The organism is Mesorhizobium sp. STM 4661 (genome assembly GCF_000359125.1).
In the GTDB taxonomy this organism is placed as follows: domain Bacteria; phylum Pseudomonadota; class Alphaproteobacteria; order Rhizobiales; family Rhizobiaceae; genus Mesorhizobium.
On record NZ_CAAF010000063.1, the window covers coordinates 26,515 to 45,700 of the forward strand.

The 19,186-nt window shown below is 63.5% G+C and carries 16 protein-coding genes; 7 read left to right on the plus strand and 9 right to left on the minus strand.

All coding sequences use genetic code 11. From position 1 onward, the window contains the following. The first annotated feature begins 13 nt into the window (after positions 1–13). Complete coding sequence (gene gcvP, locus MESS4_RS20355) at positions 14–2,827, plus strand: aminomethyl-transferring glycine dehydrogenase (RefSeq protein ID WP_006335020.1); 2,814 nt, start codon at positions 14–16, stop codon at positions 2,825–2,827. Positions 2,828–2,898: 71 nt separating this feature from the next. Here the strand turns inward: gcvP and MESS4_RS20360 are convergent, their stop codons facing one another. Further along, positions 2,899–3,471, minus strand: a complete 573-nt coding sequence (locus tag MESS4_RS20360) for a GGDEF domain-containing protein (protein ID WP_006335021.1) — start codon at positions 3,469–3,471, stop codon at positions 2,899–2,901. 163 nt (positions 3,472–3,634) lie between these two features. Here MESS4_RS20360 and parE point away from each other — a divergent pair, with 163 nt between their 5' ends. Continuing rightward, complete coding sequence (gene parE, locus MESS4_RS20365; RefSeq protein ID WP_006335022.1) at positions 3,635–5,686, plus strand: DNA topoisomerase IV subunit B; 2,052 nt, start codon at positions 3,635–3,637, stop codon at positions 5,684–5,686. A 35-nt stretch (positions 5,687–5,721) separates the two neighbouring features. Next, the gene (locus MESS4_RS20370; RefSeq protein WP_006335023.1) at positions 5,722–7,788 is read left to right on the plus strand and encodes an FUSC family protein; all 2,067 of its coding nucleotides are present in this window, start codon (positions 5,722–5,724) and stop codon (positions 7,786–7,788) included. Here the strand turns inward: MESS4_RS20370 and MESS4_RS20375 are convergent. After that, complete coding sequence (locus MESS4_RS20375; RefSeq protein WP_006335024.1) at positions 7,785–8,906, minus strand: DUF2336 domain-containing protein; 1,122 nt, start codon at positions 8,904–8,906, stop codon at positions 7,785–7,787. The genes MESS4_RS20370 and MESS4_RS20375 overlap by 4 nt on opposite strands. A gap of 150 nt (positions 8,907–9,056) precedes the next feature. Between MESS4_RS20375 and MESS4_RS20380 the strand changes: the two genes are divergently transcribed. Both MESS4_RS20380 and MESS4_RS20385 read left to right on the plus strand, forming a co-directional pair. After that, the gene (locus MESS4_RS20380; protein ID WP_006335025.1) at positions 9,057–9,509 is read left to right on the plus strand and encodes a MaoC family dehydratase; all 453 of its coding nucleotides are present in this window, start codon (positions 9,057–9,059) and stop codon (positions 9,507–9,509) included. A gap of 3 nt (positions 9,510–9,512) precedes the next feature. Beyond that, the gene (locus MESS4_RS20385) at positions 9,513–10,394 is read left to right on the plus strand and encodes a CoA ester lyase (RefSeq protein WP_006335026.1); all 882 of its coding nucleotides are present in this window, start codon (positions 9,513–9,515) and stop codon (positions 10,392–10,394) included. Between the two features lie 13 nt (positions 10,395–10,407). On the opposite strand, the gene MESS4_RS20390 is transcribed toward MESS4_RS20385, so the two are convergent. After that, positions 10,408–11,016, minus strand: a complete 609-nt coding sequence (locus tag MESS4_RS20390) for a flavin reductase family protein (protein ID WP_006335027.1) — start codon at positions 11,014–11,016, stop codon at positions 10,408–10,410. Between the two features lie 2 nt (positions 11,017–11,018). Next, the gene (locus tag MESS4_RS20395; protein WP_006335029.1) at positions 11,019–11,603 is read right to left on the minus strand and encodes a nitroreductase; all 585 of its coding nucleotides are present in this window, start codon (positions 11,601–11,603) and stop codon (positions 11,019–11,021) included. 175 nt (positions 11,604–11,778) lie between these two features. On the opposite strand from MESS4_RS20395, the gene MESS4_RS20400 reads away from it, so the two are divergent. Next, positions 11,779–12,744, plus strand: a complete 966-nt coding sequence (locus MESS4_RS20400; RefSeq protein WP_036241749.1) for a hypothetical protein — start codon at positions 11,779–11,781, stop codon at positions 12,742–12,744. 50 nt (positions 12,745–12,794) lie between these two features. Here MESS4_RS20400 and MESS4_RS20405 read toward each other — a convergent pair whose 3' ends face one another. From MESS4_RS20405 to yidD, 4 genes are all read right to left on the minus strand, one after another. Next, a complete protein-coding gene (locus MESS4_RS20405) occupies positions 12,795–13,733 on the minus strand; it encodes a GNAT family N-acetyltransferase (RefSeq protein WP_006335032.1) in 939 nt (312 codons plus the stop codon). An 86-nt stretch (positions 13,734–13,819) separates the two neighbouring features. Continuing rightward, the gene (gene thrS / locus MESS4_RS20410) at positions 13,820–15,793 is read right to left on the minus strand and encodes a threonine--tRNA ligase (protein ID WP_006335048.1); all 1,974 of its coding nucleotides are present in this window, start codon (positions 15,791–15,793) and stop codon (positions 13,820–13,822) included. Between the two features lie 109 nt (positions 15,794–15,902). Further along, positions 15,903–16,721 carry a class D beta-lactamase gene (gene blaOXA / locus MESS4_RS20415; RefSeq protein WP_006335056.1) on the minus strand — a complete coding sequence of 273 codons (819 nt, stop codon included), beginning with the start codon at positions 16,719–16,721 and terminating at the stop codon, positions 15,903–15,905. A 145-nt stretch (positions 16,722–16,866) separates the two neighbouring features. Further along, the gene (gene yidD, locus MESS4_RS20420) at positions 16,867–17,241 is read right to left on the minus strand and encodes a membrane protein insertion efficiency factor YidD (protein ID WP_006335057.1); all 375 of its coding nucleotides are present in this window, start codon (positions 17,239–17,241) and stop codon (positions 16,867–16,869) included. Between the two features lie 354 nt (positions 17,242–17,595). Here yidD and MESS4_RS20425 point away from each other — a divergent pair, with 354 nt between their 5' ends. Further along, positions 17,596–18,507, plus strand: coding sequence for a LysR substrate-binding domain-containing protein (locus tag MESS4_RS20425; protein WP_006335058.1), 912 nt, complete (start codon positions 17,596–17,598; stop codon positions 18,505–18,507). A gap of 2 nt (positions 18,508–18,509) precedes the next feature. Here the strand turns inward: MESS4_RS20425 and MESS4_RS20430 are convergent, their stop codons facing one another. Then, positions 18,510–18,956, minus strand: a complete 447-nt coding sequence (locus MESS4_RS20430; RefSeq protein WP_006335059.1) for an iron-sulfur cluster assembly scaffold protein — start codon at positions 18,954–18,956, stop codon at positions 18,510–18,512. Positions 18,957–19,186: the final 230 nt, after the last annotated feature.

The window sequence follows — 19,186 nt, forward strand, 5'->3', positions numbered from 1 at the left end:
CAGGATATTGAACATGACCGTAGCAGCACCCTATCCCTTCTCGGCCCGCCACATCGGCCCGGCCACCAACGACATCAGAGCCATGCTGGCCACGATCGGCGTTCCCTCGGTTGAGACGCTGATCAGCCAGGCCGTGCCGAGATCGATCCGCCTCGACCAGCCGCTCGCCTTGCCCGCCCCGGCGAGCGAAGCGGAAGCGCTGGCCGAGCTTTCGGCGACAATGGCTGACAACACGGTACTGAAGAGCTTTATCGGTGCCGGTTACCACGGCGTCCACGTGCCGCCGGTCATCCAGCGCAATCTGTTCGAGAACCCGGCCTGGTACACGGCCTACACGCCCTACCAGGCCGAGATCAGCCAGGGCCGGCTCGAAATGCTGTTCAACTTCCAGACCCTGGTTGCCGAGCTGACCGGACTGCCGGTGGCATCGGCCTCGCTGCTCGACGAGGCGACGGCAGTGGCCGAGGCCGTCGGCATTGCGCTGCGCCATCATCGCGACAAGCGCACCAAGGTAGCACTTGCCGGCACCCCGCATCCGCAGACCCTGGACGTCGTGCGCACCCGCGCCGAACCGCTCGGCACCGAAGTCGACGGCGAGACGATCGACGACAACACCGCCGCCCTGCTCGTCTCCTGGCCGGACACGTATGGCGTCTATGGCGACCACAAGGCAGCGATCGAAAAGGCTCGCGCCGCCGGCGCGCTCGTCGTCTTCATCGCCGATCCGCTCGGTCTGACGCTCACCGACGCGCCGGCAAAACTCGGCGCCGACATCGCCGTCGGCCCGATGCAGCGCTTCGGCGTACCGATGGGCTTTGGCGGCCCGCACGCCGCCTATTGCGCCGTCTCCGACAAGCTGACGCGGCTGATGCCTGGCCGCCTCGTCGGCCAGTCGACCGACAGCAAGGGCCGCCCCGGCTATCGCCTCGCCTTGCAGACGCGCGAACAGCATATCCGCCGCGACAAGGCGACCTCCAACATCTGCACCGCGCAGGCGCTGCTCGCCAATATGGCGACGGCCTATGCGATCTGGCACGGCCCTGCGGGCCTCCAGGCGATTGCGGGCCGCATCCACGAGTTGGCCAACCGCCTGGCAGCCGGCCTCAAGGCCTCAGGCGTTTCGGTGCTTGGCGCGAGCCGCTTCGACACGGTGACGGTGGAAGCGAAAGGCAAGGCCAAGGCGATCGCCACGGCTGCCGAAAAGACCGGCCGGCTGCTGCGCGTCATCGACGCCGACCATATCGGCATCAGCTTCGACGAGACCTCGACCGAGGCCGATCTGGACGCGATTGCAGCACTGTTCGGCGCCAAGGCCGGTGCCGCTGGCGCCAGCACCCTACCCGACAAGCCACGCGGCAAGGAGTTTCTCAGCCAGCCGGTTTTCCACGAAAACCACTCGGAAACCGAGATGATGCGCTTCTTGCGCCGGCTGGCCGACAAGGACCTGGCACTTGACCGCGCCATGATCCCTCTGGGCTCCTGCACCATGAAGCTCAACGCCGCGGCCGAAATGATGCCGGTGAGCTGGCCAAGCGTCGCCAATCTGCATCCCTTCGCGCCGGCCAGCCATTCGGCCGGCTACCGAGCCATGGTCGGCGAACTGGAAGGCTGGCTGTCGGAGATCACCGGTTTCGACGCGGTCAGCCTGCAGCCCAATGCCGGCAGCCAGGGCGAATATGCTGGGCTGCTCGCCATTCGCGCCTATCACCGCTCGCGCGGCGAAGGCCATCGCACCGTCTGCCTGATCCCGTCTTCCGCGCATGGCACCAATCCGGCGAGCGCGGCGATGGCCGGCATGAGCGTTGTCGTCGTGCGTTGCTTGGAGGACGGCAATATCGACATGGACGATATGAGGGCCAAGGCCAATGAGCATTCCAAGAATCTCGCGGCGCTGATGTTCACCTATCCCTCGACGCATGGCGTCTACGAGGAAGGCGCGCGCCACCTCTGCGCCCTCATCCATGAGCATGGCGCCCAGGTCTATTTCGACGGCGCCAACCTCAACGCCTTGGTCGGCCTCGCTCGCCCCGGCGACATCGGCGCCGATGTCTGCCACATGAACCTGCACAAGACCTTCTGCATCCCGCATGGCGGCGGCGGTCCAGGCGTCGGCCCGATCGGCGTAAGGGCCCACCTCAAGCCCTATCTGCCGGGTCATGTCACCGAAGGCTCGGCGCATGCCGTGTCGGCCGCACCCTTCGGCAGTGCCTCCATCCTGCCGATCACCTGGATGTACATCCGCATGATGGGCGCCTCCGGCCTGAAGCAGGCGACCGAGACGGCGATCGTTTCCGCCAACTACGTGGCGACGCGGCTCGCACCGCATTTCCCGCTCCTCTACAAGGGCAGGCACGATCGCATCGCCCATGAGTGCATCCTCGACACCCGCGTGCTCAAGGAGAGCTCCGGCATCAGCGTCGACGATATCGCCAAGCGGCTGATCGACTATGGCTTCCATGCGCCGACAATGTCGTTTCCGGTCGCCGGCACGCTGATGGTCGAGCCCACCGAATCCGAGCCCAAGCAGGAACTCGACCGTTTTTGCGAGGCTATGATTTCAATCGCAGGCGAGGCAGCCAAGGTGGCGAAAGGCGACTGGCCCTTGGCCGACAATCCGCTGGTCAATGCGCCCCACACCGCCGCAGAGGCGCTGGCCGGCCAGTGGAGCCATCCCTATTCGCGGCTGGAGGCGGCTTACCCGGCCGGCAATGCCGATACATCGGCAAAATACTGGCCGCCGGTGTCGCGCATCGACAATGTCGCAGGCGACCGCAACCTCGTCTGCTCCTGCCCGCCGCCGTCGGAATATCTGGGCGCGGCGGAGTAGACCATGATCCCGAAAAGTGGAATCCGGTTTTCGGACAAGATCATGGTCTAACAAGAAGATAGAAGCCTCAATCAGGCAGAACGCAGGGCCGGCCCGACCTGGTCGGCCCTGCTTGCCTTGTTCTGGCCAATGACGCGGTTTCGCCCGGCCCGCTTTGCCGCATAAAGCGCTGCGTCGGCTGCGGCCAGCACGTCGTCGAGACTGCTGCCGCCAGCCTTGCCAAAGCCGATGCCGCCGCTGACCGTGCTGCGCAATGGACCAAGCGGGGTGGTCACGATTTCGGTGCCGAAGGCGACGCTGATCTTGCTGGCAAGATCGTGGGCTCTCTCTTCCGTCATCCGGGACATGACCAGCGCGAACTCCTCGCCGCCCAGCCGGAAGGCGTCGACGCCGGTCCTGGCATATTTATTGATGACGGCGGCGAAACGGCACAGAACCTGATCGCCGACCGGGTGACCGAAGACATCGTTCGTCTTCTTGAAATGGTCGAGGTCGAACATGGCGACGGACATGAAGGAGCCGAAGGCACGCTCGCCATAGAGTGAAGTCAGCCCACGCCGGTTCATCAGCGCGGTCAATGGATCGGTCATGGTCTCGGCCTTCAATTCGATCTGCGCCTGCAAATGGTGGAGTGAGAGCGTCAAGGCGATGCTCCAACGCTTTCGGCCCATTTCGGCCGCTTGGTTGTCGGATGGTTTTGCGGTAAGAGGGCTCTATTCCTCGAACGTAACAGGAACCTCCGTCGCCTGCCCGCAAAAAGCGTGGCAGTATCGGGGGTGATTCGCAGCATCGCAATCCAGGACCAGCATGGACGACAACAACGATCTTTTCGGCAATATGGACAAGCAGCCGCAACCGGTTCGCGCCTCGACGCGCCCCGCGGATCCGCTGGTGCAGGCGGCGAAGCGCCCGGCATCGCGCGATGGCAGCGAGAGCTATAGCGCTGCCGACATCGAGGTTCTGGAAGGGCTGGAGCCGGTGCGGCGCCGCCCCGGCATGTATATTGGCGGCACCGACGACAAGGCGATGCACCATCTGTTCGCCGAAGTCATCGACAATTCGATGGACGAGGCGGTCGCCGGCCACGCGACCTTCATCGATGTAGAACTCTCCGCCGACGGCTACCTCTCGGTCACCGACAATGGCCGTGGCATCCCGGTCGATCCGCATCCGAAATTCAAGAAACCGGCGCTCGAAGTCATCATGACGACGCTGCATTCGGGCGGCAAGTTCGACTCGAAGGTCTATGAGACCTCGGGCGGCCTGCACGGTGTCGGCGTTTCCGTGGTCAACGCGCTGTCGGATCATCTCGAGGTCGAAGTCGCGCGGGGGCGGCAACTCTATCGGCAAAAATTCTCGCGCGGCATCCCGGTCACCGGCCTCGAGCAGCTCGGCGAGGTGCATAACCGCCGCGGCACCAGGATCCGCTTCCATCCGGACGAGCAGATCTTCGGCAAGGGCGCCGCCTTCGAGCCGGCGCGGCTCTACCGCATGACGCGCTCGAAGGCCTATCTGTTCGGCGGCGTCGAGATCCGCTGGACTTGCGATGCGTCGCTGATCAAGGAAAAGGATCAGACGCCGGCCAAGGCCGAGTTCCATTTTCCGGGCGGCCTCAAGGACTATCTCAAAGCCTCGCTCGGCGACGAGTTTCAGGTCACCCGCGAAATCTTCGCCGGCAAGGGCGACAGGCAAGGTGGCCATGGCTCGCTCGAATGGGCGGTGACCTGGTTCGGCGGTGACGGCTTCCTCAATTCTTATTGCAACACCATCCCGACCGGCGAAGGCGGCACGCATGAGGCGGGCTTCCGCAACGTCTTGACGCGGGGCTTGCGTTCCTATGCTGATCTCATCGGCAACAAGCGCGCCTCGATCGTCACGTCGGAGGACGTCATGATCTCGGCGGCAGGCATGCTGTCGGTGTTCATCCGCGAGCCGGAATTCGTCGGCCAGACCAAGGACAGGCTGGCGACGCTCGAAGCGATCCGTATCGTCGAGACCGCCATCCGCGACCCGTTCGACCATTGGCTGGCCGACAATCCGCAGGAAGCCTCCAAGCTCCTCGAATGGGTGATCGCGCGCGCCGACGAGCGGGTGCGGCGGCGCCAGGAAAAGGAAGTGTCGCGCAAGAGCGCGGTGCGCAAATTGCGGCTGCCCGGCAAGCTTGCCGACTGCACCCAGAATGCCGCTGCCGGCGCCGAGCTCTTCATCGTCGAGGGCGATTCGGCCGGCGGCTCGGCGAAGCAGGCGCGCGACCGCGCCAGCCAGGCCGTGCTGCCGCTGCGCGGCAAGATCCTCAACGTCGCCAGCGCCGGCAACGACAAGCTCGCCGGCAACCAGCAGATTTCCGATCTGATCCAGGCATTGGGCTGTGGGACGCGGTCGAAATACCGCGACGAGGATTTGCGCTACGACCGCGTCATCATCATGACCGACGCCGACGTCGACGGCGCCCACATCGCTTCTCTGCTGATCACCTTTTTCTACCAGGAGATGCCCAATTTGGTCCGCGGCGGCCATCTCTATCTGGCGGTGCCGCCGCTCTATTCGATCCGGCAAGGCGGCAAGGTCGCCTATGCCCGCGACGACGGGCACAAGGACGAACTTCTGCGCACCGAATTCACCGGGCGCGGCAAGGTCGAAATCGGCCGCTTCAAGGGGCTCGGCGAAATGATGGCCGCCCAGCTCAAGGAAACGACCATGGACAAGAGGAAGCGCACGCTGCTCAGGGTCGACGTGATCGACGCCGAGACCGCGACCAAGGACGCGGTCGACGCGCTGATGGGCACCAAGCCCGAAGCCCGCTTCCGCTTCATCCAGGAACGCGCGGAATTCGCCGAGACGGAAGTGCTGGATATCTGAATTAGCCCGCTTCCATCGAACGCGGAGATGAGCGTGTGATCTGGGACCGGCTGCGCAGCGATCTTGCCGCAAGGCTTGCCAGCCTCACGCGGCCGACGCGCTCGGACTGGATTTTCGCCCTGCGCACGGTTTCGGCCGGGCTGATCGCGCTTCTTTCCGCCTACGCGCTCGAGCTCGATCATCCGCAATGGGCAATGATGACGGTGTTCATCGTCGCCCAGCCGGTCGCCGGCATGGTGCTGGCAAAGGGCTTTTACCGGCTGCTCGGCACGCTTGCCGGTGGGTTGGCGGCGATAGGTATCACCTCCCTTTTTGGTGCCAATCCCTGGCTGCTGGTCACGGTGCTTGCCGTCTGGATCGGCCTTTGCACGCTCGTCTCGTCGCTGCTGCGCAACCCGGAAGCCTATGGCGCGGCCCTTGCGGGCTATACCGCGATGATCATCGGCCTGCCGGCTTTCGGGCAGCAGCATCTTGTCGTCGATCTCGCCGTGGCACGCTGCGCGGAAATCGTGCTTGGCATCGTCTGCGCCGCGCTGACCAGCCGGCTGATCCTGCCGAAACTGGCGGCCGACGCCATTATCTCTAGGTTGAAGCGCTGCATACTCGACCTCGCGGTCTATGCTGGCGGCGCCTTTTCCGCCGGCGATGCGACGATGCTCGCCGGCCTGCACCGAAAGCTGATCGCCGACGCCCAGACACTCGGCGAAATGCGCGCCTACGCAAGACTGGAAGCGCCAAGCTTTGCGAGCCGCGCCTATCCCGTCCGGCGCACCATCGGCCAGCTTCTGTCGGCCCTGTCGGCGGCGCGCGCGCTGCATGCCCATGCCGCGCCGAAAAACGCGGCCCTCATTCCCGTGCGCGCCGAACTGAAGGCTTTCGTCGGCGAATTGGCGGCACAACCGGCTGCGCTGGACGACACGGCGCCGTGGATAGCGCGGCTCGACGAGATCGTTGCCGAAGCGCGGCGGATGCCCGACATGGCGGCGGCAAAAGGCGATGACAGGGTCGGCGCGGTCACCCGCCTCACCATCGCGGCCGATTTCGCCGAAGCCTTGCAGCAGGTACTGCGCGGCCTGGACGCCTTACGCGCTCCGGCCTCCCGCGCCGCTCGTGAACGCCGGCAGCCGGCACTGATGATCCATCGCGACTATCATGCGGCCTGGCGCAACGCCGTACGCGCCGCGATCGCCACGCTTCTGGTCGCCGCCTTCTGGCTGACGACGAAATGGTCCGAAGCGGCGGGCACGGTCGTCCTCGTCGCCGTTGTCTCCAGCCTGTTCGCCGCCCGTCCCGATCCCGTGCAAGCGGCCTGGGGTTTCTTCAAGGGCACCTTGCTCGCCTTGCCCTTTGCCTTTCTCGTCGGCCAGATCGCGCTTCCCGCCCTGCCCGGGTTCGGCTGGTTCATGCTCTTCGTGGTGCCGATCCTGGTGCCGGCGGCACTGGGCATGGCCAACCCGCGCCATGTCGGCCTGGCGACAGCCTTTGCCATCAACTTCCTCGCCTTCCTCAACCCGCACCAGGCCATGATCTTCGATCCCGGGCCGTTCTTCGCCGGTTCGGCGTCGATCCTGGTCGGCATTCTTCTGGCGATCGGCGTCTTTGTCGTCGTGCTGCCGGCCGATCCCAGGGCCACCGTCAACCGCATCGTGCGGTCGATGCGGGAGGATCTTGCGCGTCTTTGCCTGCATGAACGCGTGCCGAAACGCGAAGCTTTCGAGAGCCTTGCCTACGACCGGGTCAACCAGTTGATGCCCCTCTTGCAAAGCACCGCCAAGAAGGATGACGCCGTTCTCGGCGGCAGCATTGTCGCCGTTACTGTCGGCATCGAAATCCTGCGGCTTCGCAATGCGCGGCAAAGTCTGGCGATCCCGCCCGAAACAGCGCTTTCGATCACCAATTTCCTGCGCGGGCTGGCGCGCGAACTGCTTTTCCGAAAACCCGGCGACCCGCAGACGGCGACGATCGCCGTCGCAAGGCAGTATGCGACAGCTATCGCCGAGCACAACGACACGTCCGAGATGTTGCAGGTCGCGGCCTCTCTTCGCATCATCGCCGCGGCGCTTGAGGACTTTCCGGATTTTTTCGCGAAGGATAAGGCCTAGGCCGCCGCTATCGCCAAGGCATGCCCGCGCGCGTTTTCGCGCAACGCATCGAGATGGATCGACTTGACCAACCCGGCAAGATCGCCTTGCGCCGACTGCCCCCCGAGTTCCTTCAGCATCAGCCAGCTTACTTCCTGCACGCCGGCAATGCGCTTGCCATTGGCAACCTCGCGCCAGATCTTCAGCGCGCGCAGGATGATCGCGTGGATCGCCGTTGCAAGGCCGGCGCTGCGGAACAACGCCTGCAGCGCCACATCGTGCCCGCCGGCCAGCAGCGCCCTCACCCGTTGTTCGGACTGCTGGCTGAGCGCAACCAGCGCCGAGCCGAAGAAGTCGACCTTGCCATGCGCGATGGTGCGAATGAGGAAGCTTGCCGTCAGGTCGCCACGCAGGCGCAGATGCTCGATCAGGGCTGCATGTTCTTCCTGGCGCGTGCCTTCGATCAGGGTCACCGAAGCCTTGACGCAGGCGTCGCGCATGACGCGTTCGGCTCTTGCCGGGCCCATCAGCGCCAGCACCAGTGGCGACCCCTTGAGGGTTTCCCCAAGCTTTATCAGCAGCATATGCCGGCAGTCGGCTGGCAGCCGCGCGTCCGATATCAGCGCTTCGCGCATTAGAGGCAGATGGCCATGCCGTTCGGCCATGCGGCGAAAGCTGAGCGAAGCGATGTCCGCGCCGCTGTTGGCGAGCAGCGTTGCGCAGGCTTCCGGTTCGCCGATCTCGGCGATCGCCGCCGCGACCGCCATCGAGACGACAGGCCGGTCGGCGATCAATTTCTGCGTCGCCTTCTGGCCGCTCGCGACCCGGTCGATCAGATCGGCATCGGTGAGCAGCGGCGAACGCGCCAGCACCACGCCGGCCACTTCCGGCTGGTCGGACGCCAGCGCGCTGATGATCTGCAGCGGCGCGTGATGGCTCATCGACAGCGCCTCGGCAATCGCCAGCCGCACCTTCGACGAGGCGTCGTCGAGCAGCAACGTCAACGCAGCCTCGGCGGCGCAGCGATCCTCGAAAGGCAGATCGGAGTTGATATAGGCGCGGGCCAGCGCACTGGCCGCCGCGGCACGCTCCGAGGCCCTTGCCGTGTCAATCCATTTCAGGAAATGCGAAACAATCATGCCGTCCGCTACGCCCCCGGCCCAAGTCCGTTCTAGCCCCTGACAAGACCCTAGGCAGAAATGGTTTACGAACGGTTCACCATGTTCATTAACCGGCTTGATGGAGCGGTGGGCAGCGCTTATCAAGCTACCGGAAACGGGAGATCGACCATGGCCGGGCTTTACCTGGAAGAGTTCGTCGTCGGCCAGCTATTCCGGCACACGCTGCGCAAGACCGTCACCGAAAGCGACAATATGCTGTTTTCGGTGATGACGCTCAACCCGCAACCGCTGCATATCGATTTCGACTTCGCCGCGAAAAGCGAATGGGGCAAGCCGCTGGTCAATTCGCTGTTCACGCTTGGCCTGATGATCGGCATTTCAGTGAACGACATCACCGTCGGCACGACCATTGCCAATCTCGGCATGAAGGAGACGGTGTTTCCGCATCCAGTCTTCCACGGCGACACCATCCGCGTCGAGACCACTGTGATCTCAGCCCGGGAGTCGAAATCGAAGCCGGACCGCGGCATCGTCGAGTTCGAGCACCGCGCCTACAACCAGAATGACGTGCTCGTCGCCAAATGCCTGAGGCAAGCGATGATGATGAAGAAGGCAGCGTGACGGATGCGCTCGCTGCTCTTTGTTCCCGGCGATTCGGAAAAGAAGCTGGAGAAGGGGTTTGGCGCGGGCGCCGATGTGGTCATTGTCGACCTTGAGGATTCCGTGGCGCTTGGAAACAAGCCGGAAGCGCGCGACATCGCGGCGCGCTTCATTGCCGCCCACCGGCATCGGACCGCAGCCGCGATCTATGTCCGGGTCAACGATCTGTCGAGCGGACTGACCGACGACGATCTCTCGGCACTTGTTCCGGCCAAACCCGACGGCATCATGCTGCCGAAGTCGAACAGCGGCCAGGATGTCCAGCAGCTTTCGGCAAAACTGAGGGTGCACGAAGCCGAAAGCGGCATGCCGGACGGCGTGATAAGAATTCTGCCGATCATCACCGAGACGGCGGCAGGCGTGCTGGCGGCCGCGACCTACGCCAAGGCCAGCGCGCGGCTTGTCGGCATCACCTGGGGGGCGGAGGATCTGTCGGCGGCGATCGGTGCCCGCACAGCGCGCGACGGGAATGGCCGCTACACCGATGTCTTTCGCTTTGCCCGAACCATGACCATCCTTGCCGCGAGTGCGGCGGAGGTCGCCGCGATCGACACGGTCTTCCCCGGTTTTCGCGACATGGCCGCTTTCGAGGCCGAATGCGCCGAGGCCGAGCTCGACGGCTTCACCGGCAAGATGGCGATCCATCCGGCGCAGGTGCCGATCATCAATGCCGCCTTCACACCGTCGACCGAGGCGGTTCAGCATTCCGCTGCCGTGGTTGCCGCATTCGAGGCGGCGGGAAACCCCGGCGTAGTCGGCATCGATGGCAAGATGTACGACCGGCCGCATCTCAGGCTCGCCGAACGGATTCTGGCGCGAGCCAGGGCGGCTGGCGTTTTGGCCTGATCCTTCCCCAGCCCTATTCTTTTTCCCAACGGGGGCGGCGCATCGAGAAGATCTCATCGACACTGGCGTAGTCCATATAGCCAAGGCGGCCGACATTGCCCGCCTTGACGATATCGAACCTGCCGTCGTTCAGGAACGCATCGTCGATATGGACACCGACGACTTCACCGGCAACGACGACCGCGCTCGTCGGTGTCCCGTCCAGCGCTTTCGGGCGAAAGATCTCCGTCACCCGGCATTCGAGCGCCGCGGGCGCTGCCGCCACGCGGGGCGGCGCGACAAGCCGCGACGGCGCCATGGCCAGATCGGCATAGCCGAACTCGCTGATGCCGCGCGGCGCGTCCACCGCCGTCCGGTTCATCTTCTCCGCCAGTTCGCGACTGACCAGATTGGCGACGAACTCGCCCGTTTCCTCGGCAAAGGTGGCGCTGTCCTTCTCGCCTTCGGACGAGAACCAGACAATGAAGGGTCGGGTCGAAAAGGCATTGAAGAAGGAATACGGCGCGAGATTGATCCTGCCTTCCCTGTCCACAGTCGAGATCCAGCCGATCGGGCGCGGCGCCACGATCGCCTTTGACGGATCGTGCGGCAGCCCATGCCCTTTCGACGGCTCGTAGAACATCTCTATCCCACCCAGGGTCCTTGATAGTCGGCATAGAATTTCGCCGCGTCGGGGCGCGGTCGCTCCGGCGCCGGCCCTTGATAAGAGCCGATATGGACAAAGCCGACAACGCGCTCATGCGGCGCCAGCCCCAGCATCGCCCTGCCCTCGGCCACGTCTGAATACCAGTTGCTGATCATATTGGTGCCGTAACCCAGCGCATTGGCTGATATCATCAGGTTCATCGCCGCCATGCCGCCGGACAGGAACATTTCCCATTGCGGGATTTTCGGATTCTCCTTCGGGCTCGACACCACGCCGATCACCAGCGGCGCGCGCGAAAAGCGCGCCAGTTCCTGGTTGCGGCGGCCTTCGGGCAGCGGCCCTTCGCGCTGTTCGGCAAGGGCCGCCAGTTTCTTGCCGATCTCGACGCGGGCCTCGCCCCGGTAGAGGATGAAGCGCCAGGGTTCGAGCCGGCCATGGTCCGGCACCCGTGAGGCAGCGGCAATCATGATCGCGATGTCGGCGTCGCTGGGCGCCGGCTCCTTCAGCTCCGGGATTGGCGCGGAGTTCCGGGTCAGCAGGAAGTCGATGATGGGGGACGCCATGGGCGCAAGTCTCCTGGAATTTGAGCTGAAGCACGCCATCGCGACATCGGGCGGCTTGGGCAGTGGCGCGGACGCGCCGGCGGCAAGAGTCCTTTAGACCGAAACATGGCCCAGCAGAAGCGGATCGGACTCTTAAGCCTTGAAATTGCCACCGCCTTGGGCTTCAACGCAAGGCATGTTTGAGGGGATGCTGCGTCTTTTCCTGATCTGGCTCGCCGCCGCGTTGCTGGCGGTGCCGGCTTCATCCGCCGGCGCGCAGGATGCGGACGGCATCGGCGATCTGAAACTTCCCGGGATTTCCAGCTACGCGACGCCGAAAAGCGAAACACCATTGGCGTTGGGAAGCAGCGGCGCGATCACCCTGTCCGCCCAACTGACGGACAAGGGCGCCGACATCACCCGCGGCATCGTCTGGCGCGTCTTCAAGCCCGAAGCGGCCAGCGACGGCAAGCTGCCGATGGTCGCTTCCGCCCATGGCGGCACCGCCGTGTTCCAACTCGAGCCCGGCAGCTATCTTGTCCACGCCTCCTATGGGCGGGCCGGCGCCACCAAGCGCATCACCGTCGCCAAGGACGCCAAGCGCGAAAGCCTCGTGCTCGATGCCGGCGGCCTCAAGCTCGACGCCGTGCTGTCGGGCGGTGTGCGCATCCCGCCAAAGAAGCTGCGCTTTTCAATCTATGAGGGCCAGACCGAAACCAATGCCGACCGCGCGCTGATCATACCCGACGTCGAGCCGAACAGCGTCGTGCGGCTGAACGCCGGCATCTACCATGTCGTGTCGACCTATGGCGCAGTGAATGCGGTCATTCGCTCCGATATCCGCGTCGAGGCCGGCAAGTTGACCGAAGCGACCGTCGAGCATCGCGCGGCCGAGATGACCATGAAGCTGGTGCGCGAGGCCGGCGGCGAGGCGATCGCCGACACCTCCTGGTCGTTGCTCAACGAATCCGGAGATCCCATCAAGGAAACCGTCGGCGCCTTTGCCTCGATGGTGCTGGCCGAGGGCGACTACACCATCATCGCCAAAAACCGCGACCGTATCTACCAGAAGGATTTTACGGTCGTGGCCGGACAGAACAAGGAGATCGACGTTCTGGCCTCGGAAGCCTCGGCCATCGATCCCGAGGAAGGGGCTGACTAAACGGTCCGGACATCACCCTAAGGATTTGGTTCCGGCGCATGGCCTGCCCCTCAGGCCGCCTTGCGCATGCGCCGCTGGAGTAACTGCACGCGACGCCGCGGTGCGGCCGGCGCCAGATCGAACACGCCGCGATAGAGGCGGTCGAGCAGCACCTTGCGGTCACGCAAAGGCTCCAGCTCTTCCCAGCTCAGCGCGTCGCCGACACGCACCTCTATCGACTTGCCGGAGAGCCGCGCGAATTCACGGATAAGCAGGGATGTGCGCAGCGTCAGCGAGGCCTTGCCGACGAATTTCGCCACGCGTCCGTCACGTTCGGCCATGTTCATGGGACCGCTGACCAGATGGAACAGCCGGCCGTTCTGACCGGAAAAATGCATGGGAATGACCGAGGCCCTGGCGTCTTGCACGAGACGGGCCGGAAACATCTTCCACGGCAGGTCGCGCGCCCGGCCGAACCCCTTTGGCGCGGTGGCAACGCCGCCGGCTGGAAAGACGACGATGGTGACTCCCTCTTTCAACAGCCGCACCGCCTCGTGCCGCACCGCCATGTTGTTCCTGAGCGCGTCCTTGGTTTCGGAAAAGTCGATCGGCAGCGAATAGGGCTCCATCTCGCGGATCTTGAGCAGATCCTTGTGGATCATGACGCGAAACGGGCGCTGAAGCTGCTCGGCCAGCGAGAGCACGGCTATGCCGTCGCCGATGCCGAACGGATGGTTGGCGACGATCACCAATGGCGTATCGGGCAGTCTTGCCGGCGGCCATTGATCGGCGGTCCGCACCCGGACGTCGATCAGCTCCAGCATGCGGCTGAACACACGCTCGCCGGTCGGCACCACGTGACGGCGCCAGAAATCGTAGAGCGCGGCATAGCGGTCGCGCCCGGACAGGCCTTCGATCGAATGGATGAACCAGCGCGTCAAGGCCGGCTGATGCGGACTGGCATAGGAAAGTTCGGGAAACGGTCTTTCGCGCAGTTTCAGCTTCAGCATCGCGATTTGTTAAACTCACGCCATGACAGGGATGTGAAAATGGCGGTGGATCGCTCCACCGCCATTTCGTTGAGACTCTGAGTAAATCAGGCCACGCGGCGCCTGCGGTCAGGCGTCACCGCCTCATCGGAAAGCAGCTTCACGGCCTCCGTGAGACCGAGCGATTCCTGATCGCGCGAACCCAGGCGGCGGATGTTGACCGTCGCTTCCTCCGCCTCGCGCTTGCCGCAGACAAGGATGACCGGAACCTTGGCCAGCGAATGCTCGCGGACCTTGTAGTTGATCTTCTCGTTGCGCAGATCGGCTTGCGCCAACAGCCCGGCCGCCTTCAACCGCTGAACGACCTTTTGGGCATAGTCGTCGGCATCGGAGGTGATCGTCGCCACCACAACTTGCAGCGGTGCGAACCACAGCGGGAAATGGCCGGAATAGTTCTCGATCAGGATGCCGAGGAAGCGCTCCATCGAGCCGCAGATGGCGCGGTGCACCATCACCGGTTGCTTCTTCTCCGAATCCGAGCCGATGTAGAAGGCGCCAAAGCGTTCCGGCAGGTTGAAGTCGACCTGCGTGGTGCCGCACTGCCATTCGCGGCCGATGGCGTCCTTCAGCACATATTCGAACTTCGGCCCGTAGAAGGCGCCCTCGCCCGGATTGATCGAGGTCGTGATGCGATTGCCCGATTTAGCCCTGATCGTCTCCAGCACACTGCCCATGATCGCCTCGGCATGGTCCCACGCCTCGTCGGTGCCGACGCGCTTGTCCGGCCGCGTCGACAGTTTCACGCTGATCTCATCGAAACCGAAATCGGCATAGGTCGACAGGATCAAATCGTTGATGCGTAGGCACTCCGACGCGAGCTGTTCCTCGGTGCAGAAGATATGCGCGTCGTCCTGCGTGAAGCCGCGCACGCGCATCAGCCCATGCAGCGCACCCGACGGTTCGTAGCGATGCACATTGCCGAATTCCGCAAGCTTTACCGGCAGATCGCGGTAGGATTTCAGCCCGTGCTTGAATATCTGGACGTGGCCCGGACAGTTCATCGGCTTCAGCGCGAAAACCCGGTCGTCGTCGGTATCGTCGCCGGCGACCGTCACCTTGAACATGGCGTCGCGATACCAGCCCCAGTGGCCCGACGTCTCCCACAGGCTCTTGTCGAGCACCTGCGGCGCGTTGACCTCCTGATAGCCTTGCTCGTCGAGGCGGCGGCGCATGTAGTTGACCAGGTTCTGGAACATCTTCCAGCCCTTGGCGTGCCAGAAGACGACGCCCGGCCCCTCTTCCTGGAAATGGAACAGGTCCATCTCGCGGCCGAGCTTCCGGTGGTCGCGCTTCTCGGCTTCCTCCAGCATCGTGTAATAGGCGTCGAGCTGCGCCTGGTCGGCCCAGGCCGTGCCGTAGATGCGGGTCAGCATCGGATTGTTGCTGTCGCCGCGCCAATAGGCACCGGCCACCCTCATCAGCTTGAAGGCGCTGCCGATCTGGCCGGTCGAGGCCATGTGCGGGCCGCGGCAGAGGTCGAACCAGTCGCCCTGCGCATAGATCTTGAGCTCCTGATCTTCGGGAATGGCGTCGATCAGTTCAAGCTTGTAGCGCTCGCCCTTGTCGGCAAAGACTTTTTTCGCCTTTTCGCGCGACCAGACTTGCTTGGTGAATGGCTTGTTGCGCTGAATGATTTCGCGCATCTTCTTCTCGATCACCGGGAAATCGTCGGGCGTGAACGGCTCGTTGCGGGCAAAATCGTAATAGAACCCGTTCTCGATCACCGGGCCGATGGTCACCTGCGTTCCCGGCCAAAGTTCCTGCACGGCTTCAGCCAGCACATGTGCCGCATCGTGGCGGATGAGTTCGAGCGCGCGCGGATCCTCGCGGGTGATGATCTCGACCTTGCCGGACTTGCCGAGCGGATCACCGAGATCGCGCACCACGCCATCGATCGAGTAGGCGACCGCCTTCTTGGCCAGCGACTTCGAGATCGATTCGGCGAGACCCGCGCCAGTCATCGCCGCGTCATAGTCGCGGACGGAGCCATCGGGAAATGTCAGGCAAACGGAATTCAGCATGTTCTTCTCCTATCCAGTCCCGCAAACGAGCGCGGGTGGTGAAATGCCGGATGCGTCCGGCGGCAGTCTTTTATGGGCAGATTCCGGTGCCGTAAAGCGCTCATACCGCTTATTTGATCAAGCCAGGCAGGTCCTTCAGGAATGCCGCCCGCGTCGCCAGGCCCTTCGGCATGTCGGTCCGCCTGGTATCGACAACGAGCCGCGCAAACACGATCTGACGTCCGTCCTTCTCGGCCCAGCCGACGAACCAGCCAAGCGAGCGTTTGTCCTTACCACCCTCGCCGAGCCTGGTGCTCCCGGTCGTGCCCTGCACGGTCCAACCGCCAGCCTGAAAGCTCGGTATGATCGCTTTGACCATCTGATGCGCCCTGGCCGAAACCGGCATGTTGCCGGCAAGCAGCCGGCGCAGGAAAGCAGCCTGCTCGACCGGCGATATATCGAGCGAGGAATTCACCCAGGAATTTGTGAGGCCGTCATTCTTGCCGGCATTGCCGGAGACATCCATGTTGCCATAGCCGAACTTCGTCACATATCCGGCAAAGCGCTTGGCTCCGAGCCGGCGCGTGATTTCACGGGAATACCAGAGGATGGAATCGCGTTCCCAGATCGTGGGGTCGACGGTTTTCCGATCCCGCTTCACCGCCTTGAACTCGGGCTTGTAGTCCCAGCTCGGCGTGTGCTCGTCGCTCAGAATGCCGGAGTCGTACGCAATCAGGGCCAAAGGCACCTTGAAGGTCGACGCCGGGCTGAAGCGCTGGTCGCAAACACCATCCCGATAGAGTGTCTCACCGCTCACCGCATCCTGGATCAGCGTGCATTCGACGTCGCCGAGCGGCGCCGACTGCGCCCGCATCGGAAAGCCAAGCAACCAGGCCAGAAGAAAAAGAACGATCGCGAAAACGAATGGACGGCGGTCTATCTGGCGCATGCAAAGCTCTTTCCTGAAGGTGTCAGGAGCGGCTTAGCGAGGCGTCTTGTCTCGATTTTGTCTCAAATGCGCAGTCTTTGTGCAGGCTGATGTTAACCCTACGAGTTCGTAAAGACCGGCCGGCGCTGATATCAGGTGGATCCAGTCAGATCTCGGATTCGCCGCGCTTCCTGCCGACCTGCCAATACCGCCATGGCGCGAACCAGACATAGCGGTCTTCCAGCGCCTCCGGCACGCGGTCGATACCATGCGTGCCGAACGGCCCGCAGCGCAGCACCCGGAAAAGTCCCATCCAGCCACCGGCCCACAGGCCATGGCGGGCGATCGCTTCATGCGCGTATTCGGAACAGGTTGGCAGGTGCCGGCAGGAATTGCCGACAAAACCGGACAGCGTCAGTTGATAGAAGCGGACGAGCGACGTGCCGAGGAGACGGCCCGGCGTCTTGCGCCACGGGCCGGGCCAGTTGCGCCCGCGCTGTGCGGCCAGCGCAGCATGTACATGTCGGTGCTGGTCGCCCATCGCAAACCCAGGTCATCTCCTATCGCCGATAGATGTGGACATTGGACAGGGAAAGCAATGTCTTCTCGATTTCACAGCCGTTTTGCGACAGGCATTTCAACGATCGCGCGGGGTCGCGCGGCCCGTTGGGTGGGCCCGCGGAGGCGAACCTGGTTCGGGTCTCCAACTTCCACCGGCTTCACTGCGCGGCGATCTTGGCAGTCGGTATTGAAATGTCGCGATCCGCATCACGTCGCCGAAAATATTCAGAAATTCATTCATGGCTGTATCTCCTTTCAATGCCCATTAGACCGCTGCTGGCCTTCGTCCTCAAACGAGTATAATTTCCGCCTCGGATAACTCTGGGTTATGCGAATGAAACGCGGACGGCTTCCACTGACGGCCTTGAGAAGTTTCGAGGCAGCCGGCCGGCACCTGAGCTTCAGCCGCGCCGCCGAAGAACTTTTCGTTTCGCAGGCGGCGATCAGCCGCCAGATCCGCGAACTCGAAACCTTCCTGCGCCAGCCTTTGTTCTTCCGCCATCATCGCCGCGTCGAACTGACCGACACCGGCCGGCGGCTGCTCGATCAACTGGTTAGAAGTTTCGACGACATCGACAGGCTACTGTCAGAATTGGCCTCGGTCCCGGCGCAGTCTGTGGTTCGTGTCAGCGTCGAGCCGTCGCTTGCCTCCGTATGGTTGGTGCCGCGGCTCAATCGATTTCGCGAGCTGCGACCCGATATCGACATTTCCCTCGAGGTTGACCCGAGGTTGATCGAATTCCGCAGCGACCAGCCCGAACTTGCCTTGCGCTTCAGCGCGCACGCCACCTCGTGGCCACGCAGCGAGGCCGAACGGCTTGCCTCGATGGTCGATTCACCGGTTCTGTCGCCGGTGCTTCTTGCTTCCGGGCCTCCGCTGAAAAACCCGGTCGACCTTGGTCACTATACCTTGCTGCACGAAGAAAACCGTCAGGGCTGGGCGCGCTGGTTCGAAGCGGCTGGCGTGCCCGCCGACACTGTGCCCGCGCGCGGCCCAATGCTGGCGGATGCTTCGCTTTCGAAACAGGCAGCCTTGCTCGGACACGGCGTGGCGCTGGGTGATCTTTTGCAGATCGGCGAGGAAATAGCGTCCGGCGCGCTGATCAAGCCGTTCGACATCGATGTCGCATCCGGCGCCTACTGGCTCGTCGCCAGAAACCTGGATGACCTTTCCGAGCCAGCCAAGGCTTTTGCCGACTGGATCCGGGCCGAATTTGCCGAAAGCCGGCGCGCCCTGGATGGATAGATTCAAGCGGCCTGTTCCGCCCGCTTCTTCTCGATCTGGCCAATGGCGTCGACGACGGCATCGAAGGTCAGCATGGTCGAGGCGTGGCGCGCCTTGTAGTCGCGCACGGGTTCCAGATATCTGAGGTCGGCGAAACGGCCTTGCGGCGGCGCGCCGTTTTCCTTCAGCATCTTCAGCATTGTCTCGCGAACGCTGCGCAATTCGTCCGCGCTGGCGCCGACGACATGCTCGGCCATGATCGAGGACGACGCCTGGCCGAGCGCACAGGCTTTCACGTCATGCGCGAAATCGGTGACCATGCCGTCATCCATCTTCAGATCGACGGTCACCGTCGAGCCGCACAGTTTGGAATGCGCTCGCGCCGTCGCATCGGGATGTTCGAGCCGGCCGATCCGCGCGATGTTTCCGGCAAAACCCAGAATTTTCGCATTGTAGACGTCGTCGATCATTTTTTTCCAATCCGTCGCCGCCAAGCGAACAGCGATTGCCGCTGATGTGTCTTTCATTCGCTCGGCACGACCATATATAATGCTGGCAGTCGGGCATCGACAAGGCAACCAATGGCCATGTCTTTGCTCAAATCAGTTCACGCCGCTTGCGGGCTGGAAACCGGGCGATTTTCCAAGCACGAAAGGTCGTGGTCCGTTCAACTCGTTCCTCCTGAGAGAGGAACTACGGG

Coding starts and splice junctions, on each gene's coding strand:
- blaOXA (WP_006335056.1), bottom strand. CDS start 16,721: ATGCGCCAGATAGACCGCCGTCCATTCGTTTTCGCGATCGTTCTTTTT.
- MESS4_RS20400 (WP_036241749.1), top strand. CDS start 11,779: ATGTTTGAGGGGATGCTGCGTCTTTTCCTGATCTGGCTCGCCGCCGCG.
- MESS4_RS20425 (WP_006335058.1), top strand. CDS start 17,596: ATGAAACGCGGACGGCTTCCACTGACGGCCTTGAGAAGTTTCGAGGCA.
- MESS4_RS20380 (WP_006335025.1), top strand. CDS start 9,057: ATGGCCGGGCTTTACCTGGAAGAGTTCGTCGTCGGCCAGCTATTCCGG.
- gcvP (WP_006335020.1), top strand. CDS start 14: ATGACCGTAGCAGCACCCTATCCCTTCTCGGCCCGCCACATCGGCCCG.
- MESS4_RS20390 (WP_006335027.1), bottom strand. CDS start 11,016: ATGTTCTACGAGCCGTCGAAAGGGCATGGGCTGCCGCACGATCCGTCA.
- MESS4_RS20385 (WP_006335026.1), top strand. CDS start 9,513: ATGCGCTCGCTGCTCTTTGTTCCCGGCGATTCGGAAAAGAAGCTGGAG.
- parE (WP_006335022.1), top strand. CDS start 3,635: ATGGACGACAACAACGATCTTTTCGGCAATATGGACAAGCAGCCGCAA.
- yidD (WP_006335057.1), bottom strand. CDS start 17,241: ATGGGCGACCAGCACCGACATGTACATGCTGCGCTGGCCGCACAGCGC.
- MESS4_RS20375 (WP_006335024.1), bottom strand. CDS start 8,906: ATGATTGTTTCGCATTTCCTGAAATGGATTGACACGGCAAGGGCCTCG.
- thrS (WP_006335048.1), bottom strand. CDS start 15,793: ATGCTGAATTCCGTTTGCCTGACATTTCCCGATGGCTCCGTCCGCGAC.
- MESS4_RS20405 (WP_006335032.1), bottom strand. CDS start 13,733: ATGCTGAAGCTGAAACTGCGCGAAAGACCGTTTCCCGAACTTTCCTAT.
- MESS4_RS20430 (WP_006335059.1), bottom strand. CDS start 18,956: ATGATCGACGACGTCTACAATGCGAAAATTCTGGGTTTTGCCGGAAAC.
- MESS4_RS20395 (WP_006335029.1), bottom strand. CDS start 11,603: ATGGCGTCCCCCATCATCGACTTCCTGCTGACCCGGAACTCCGCGCCA.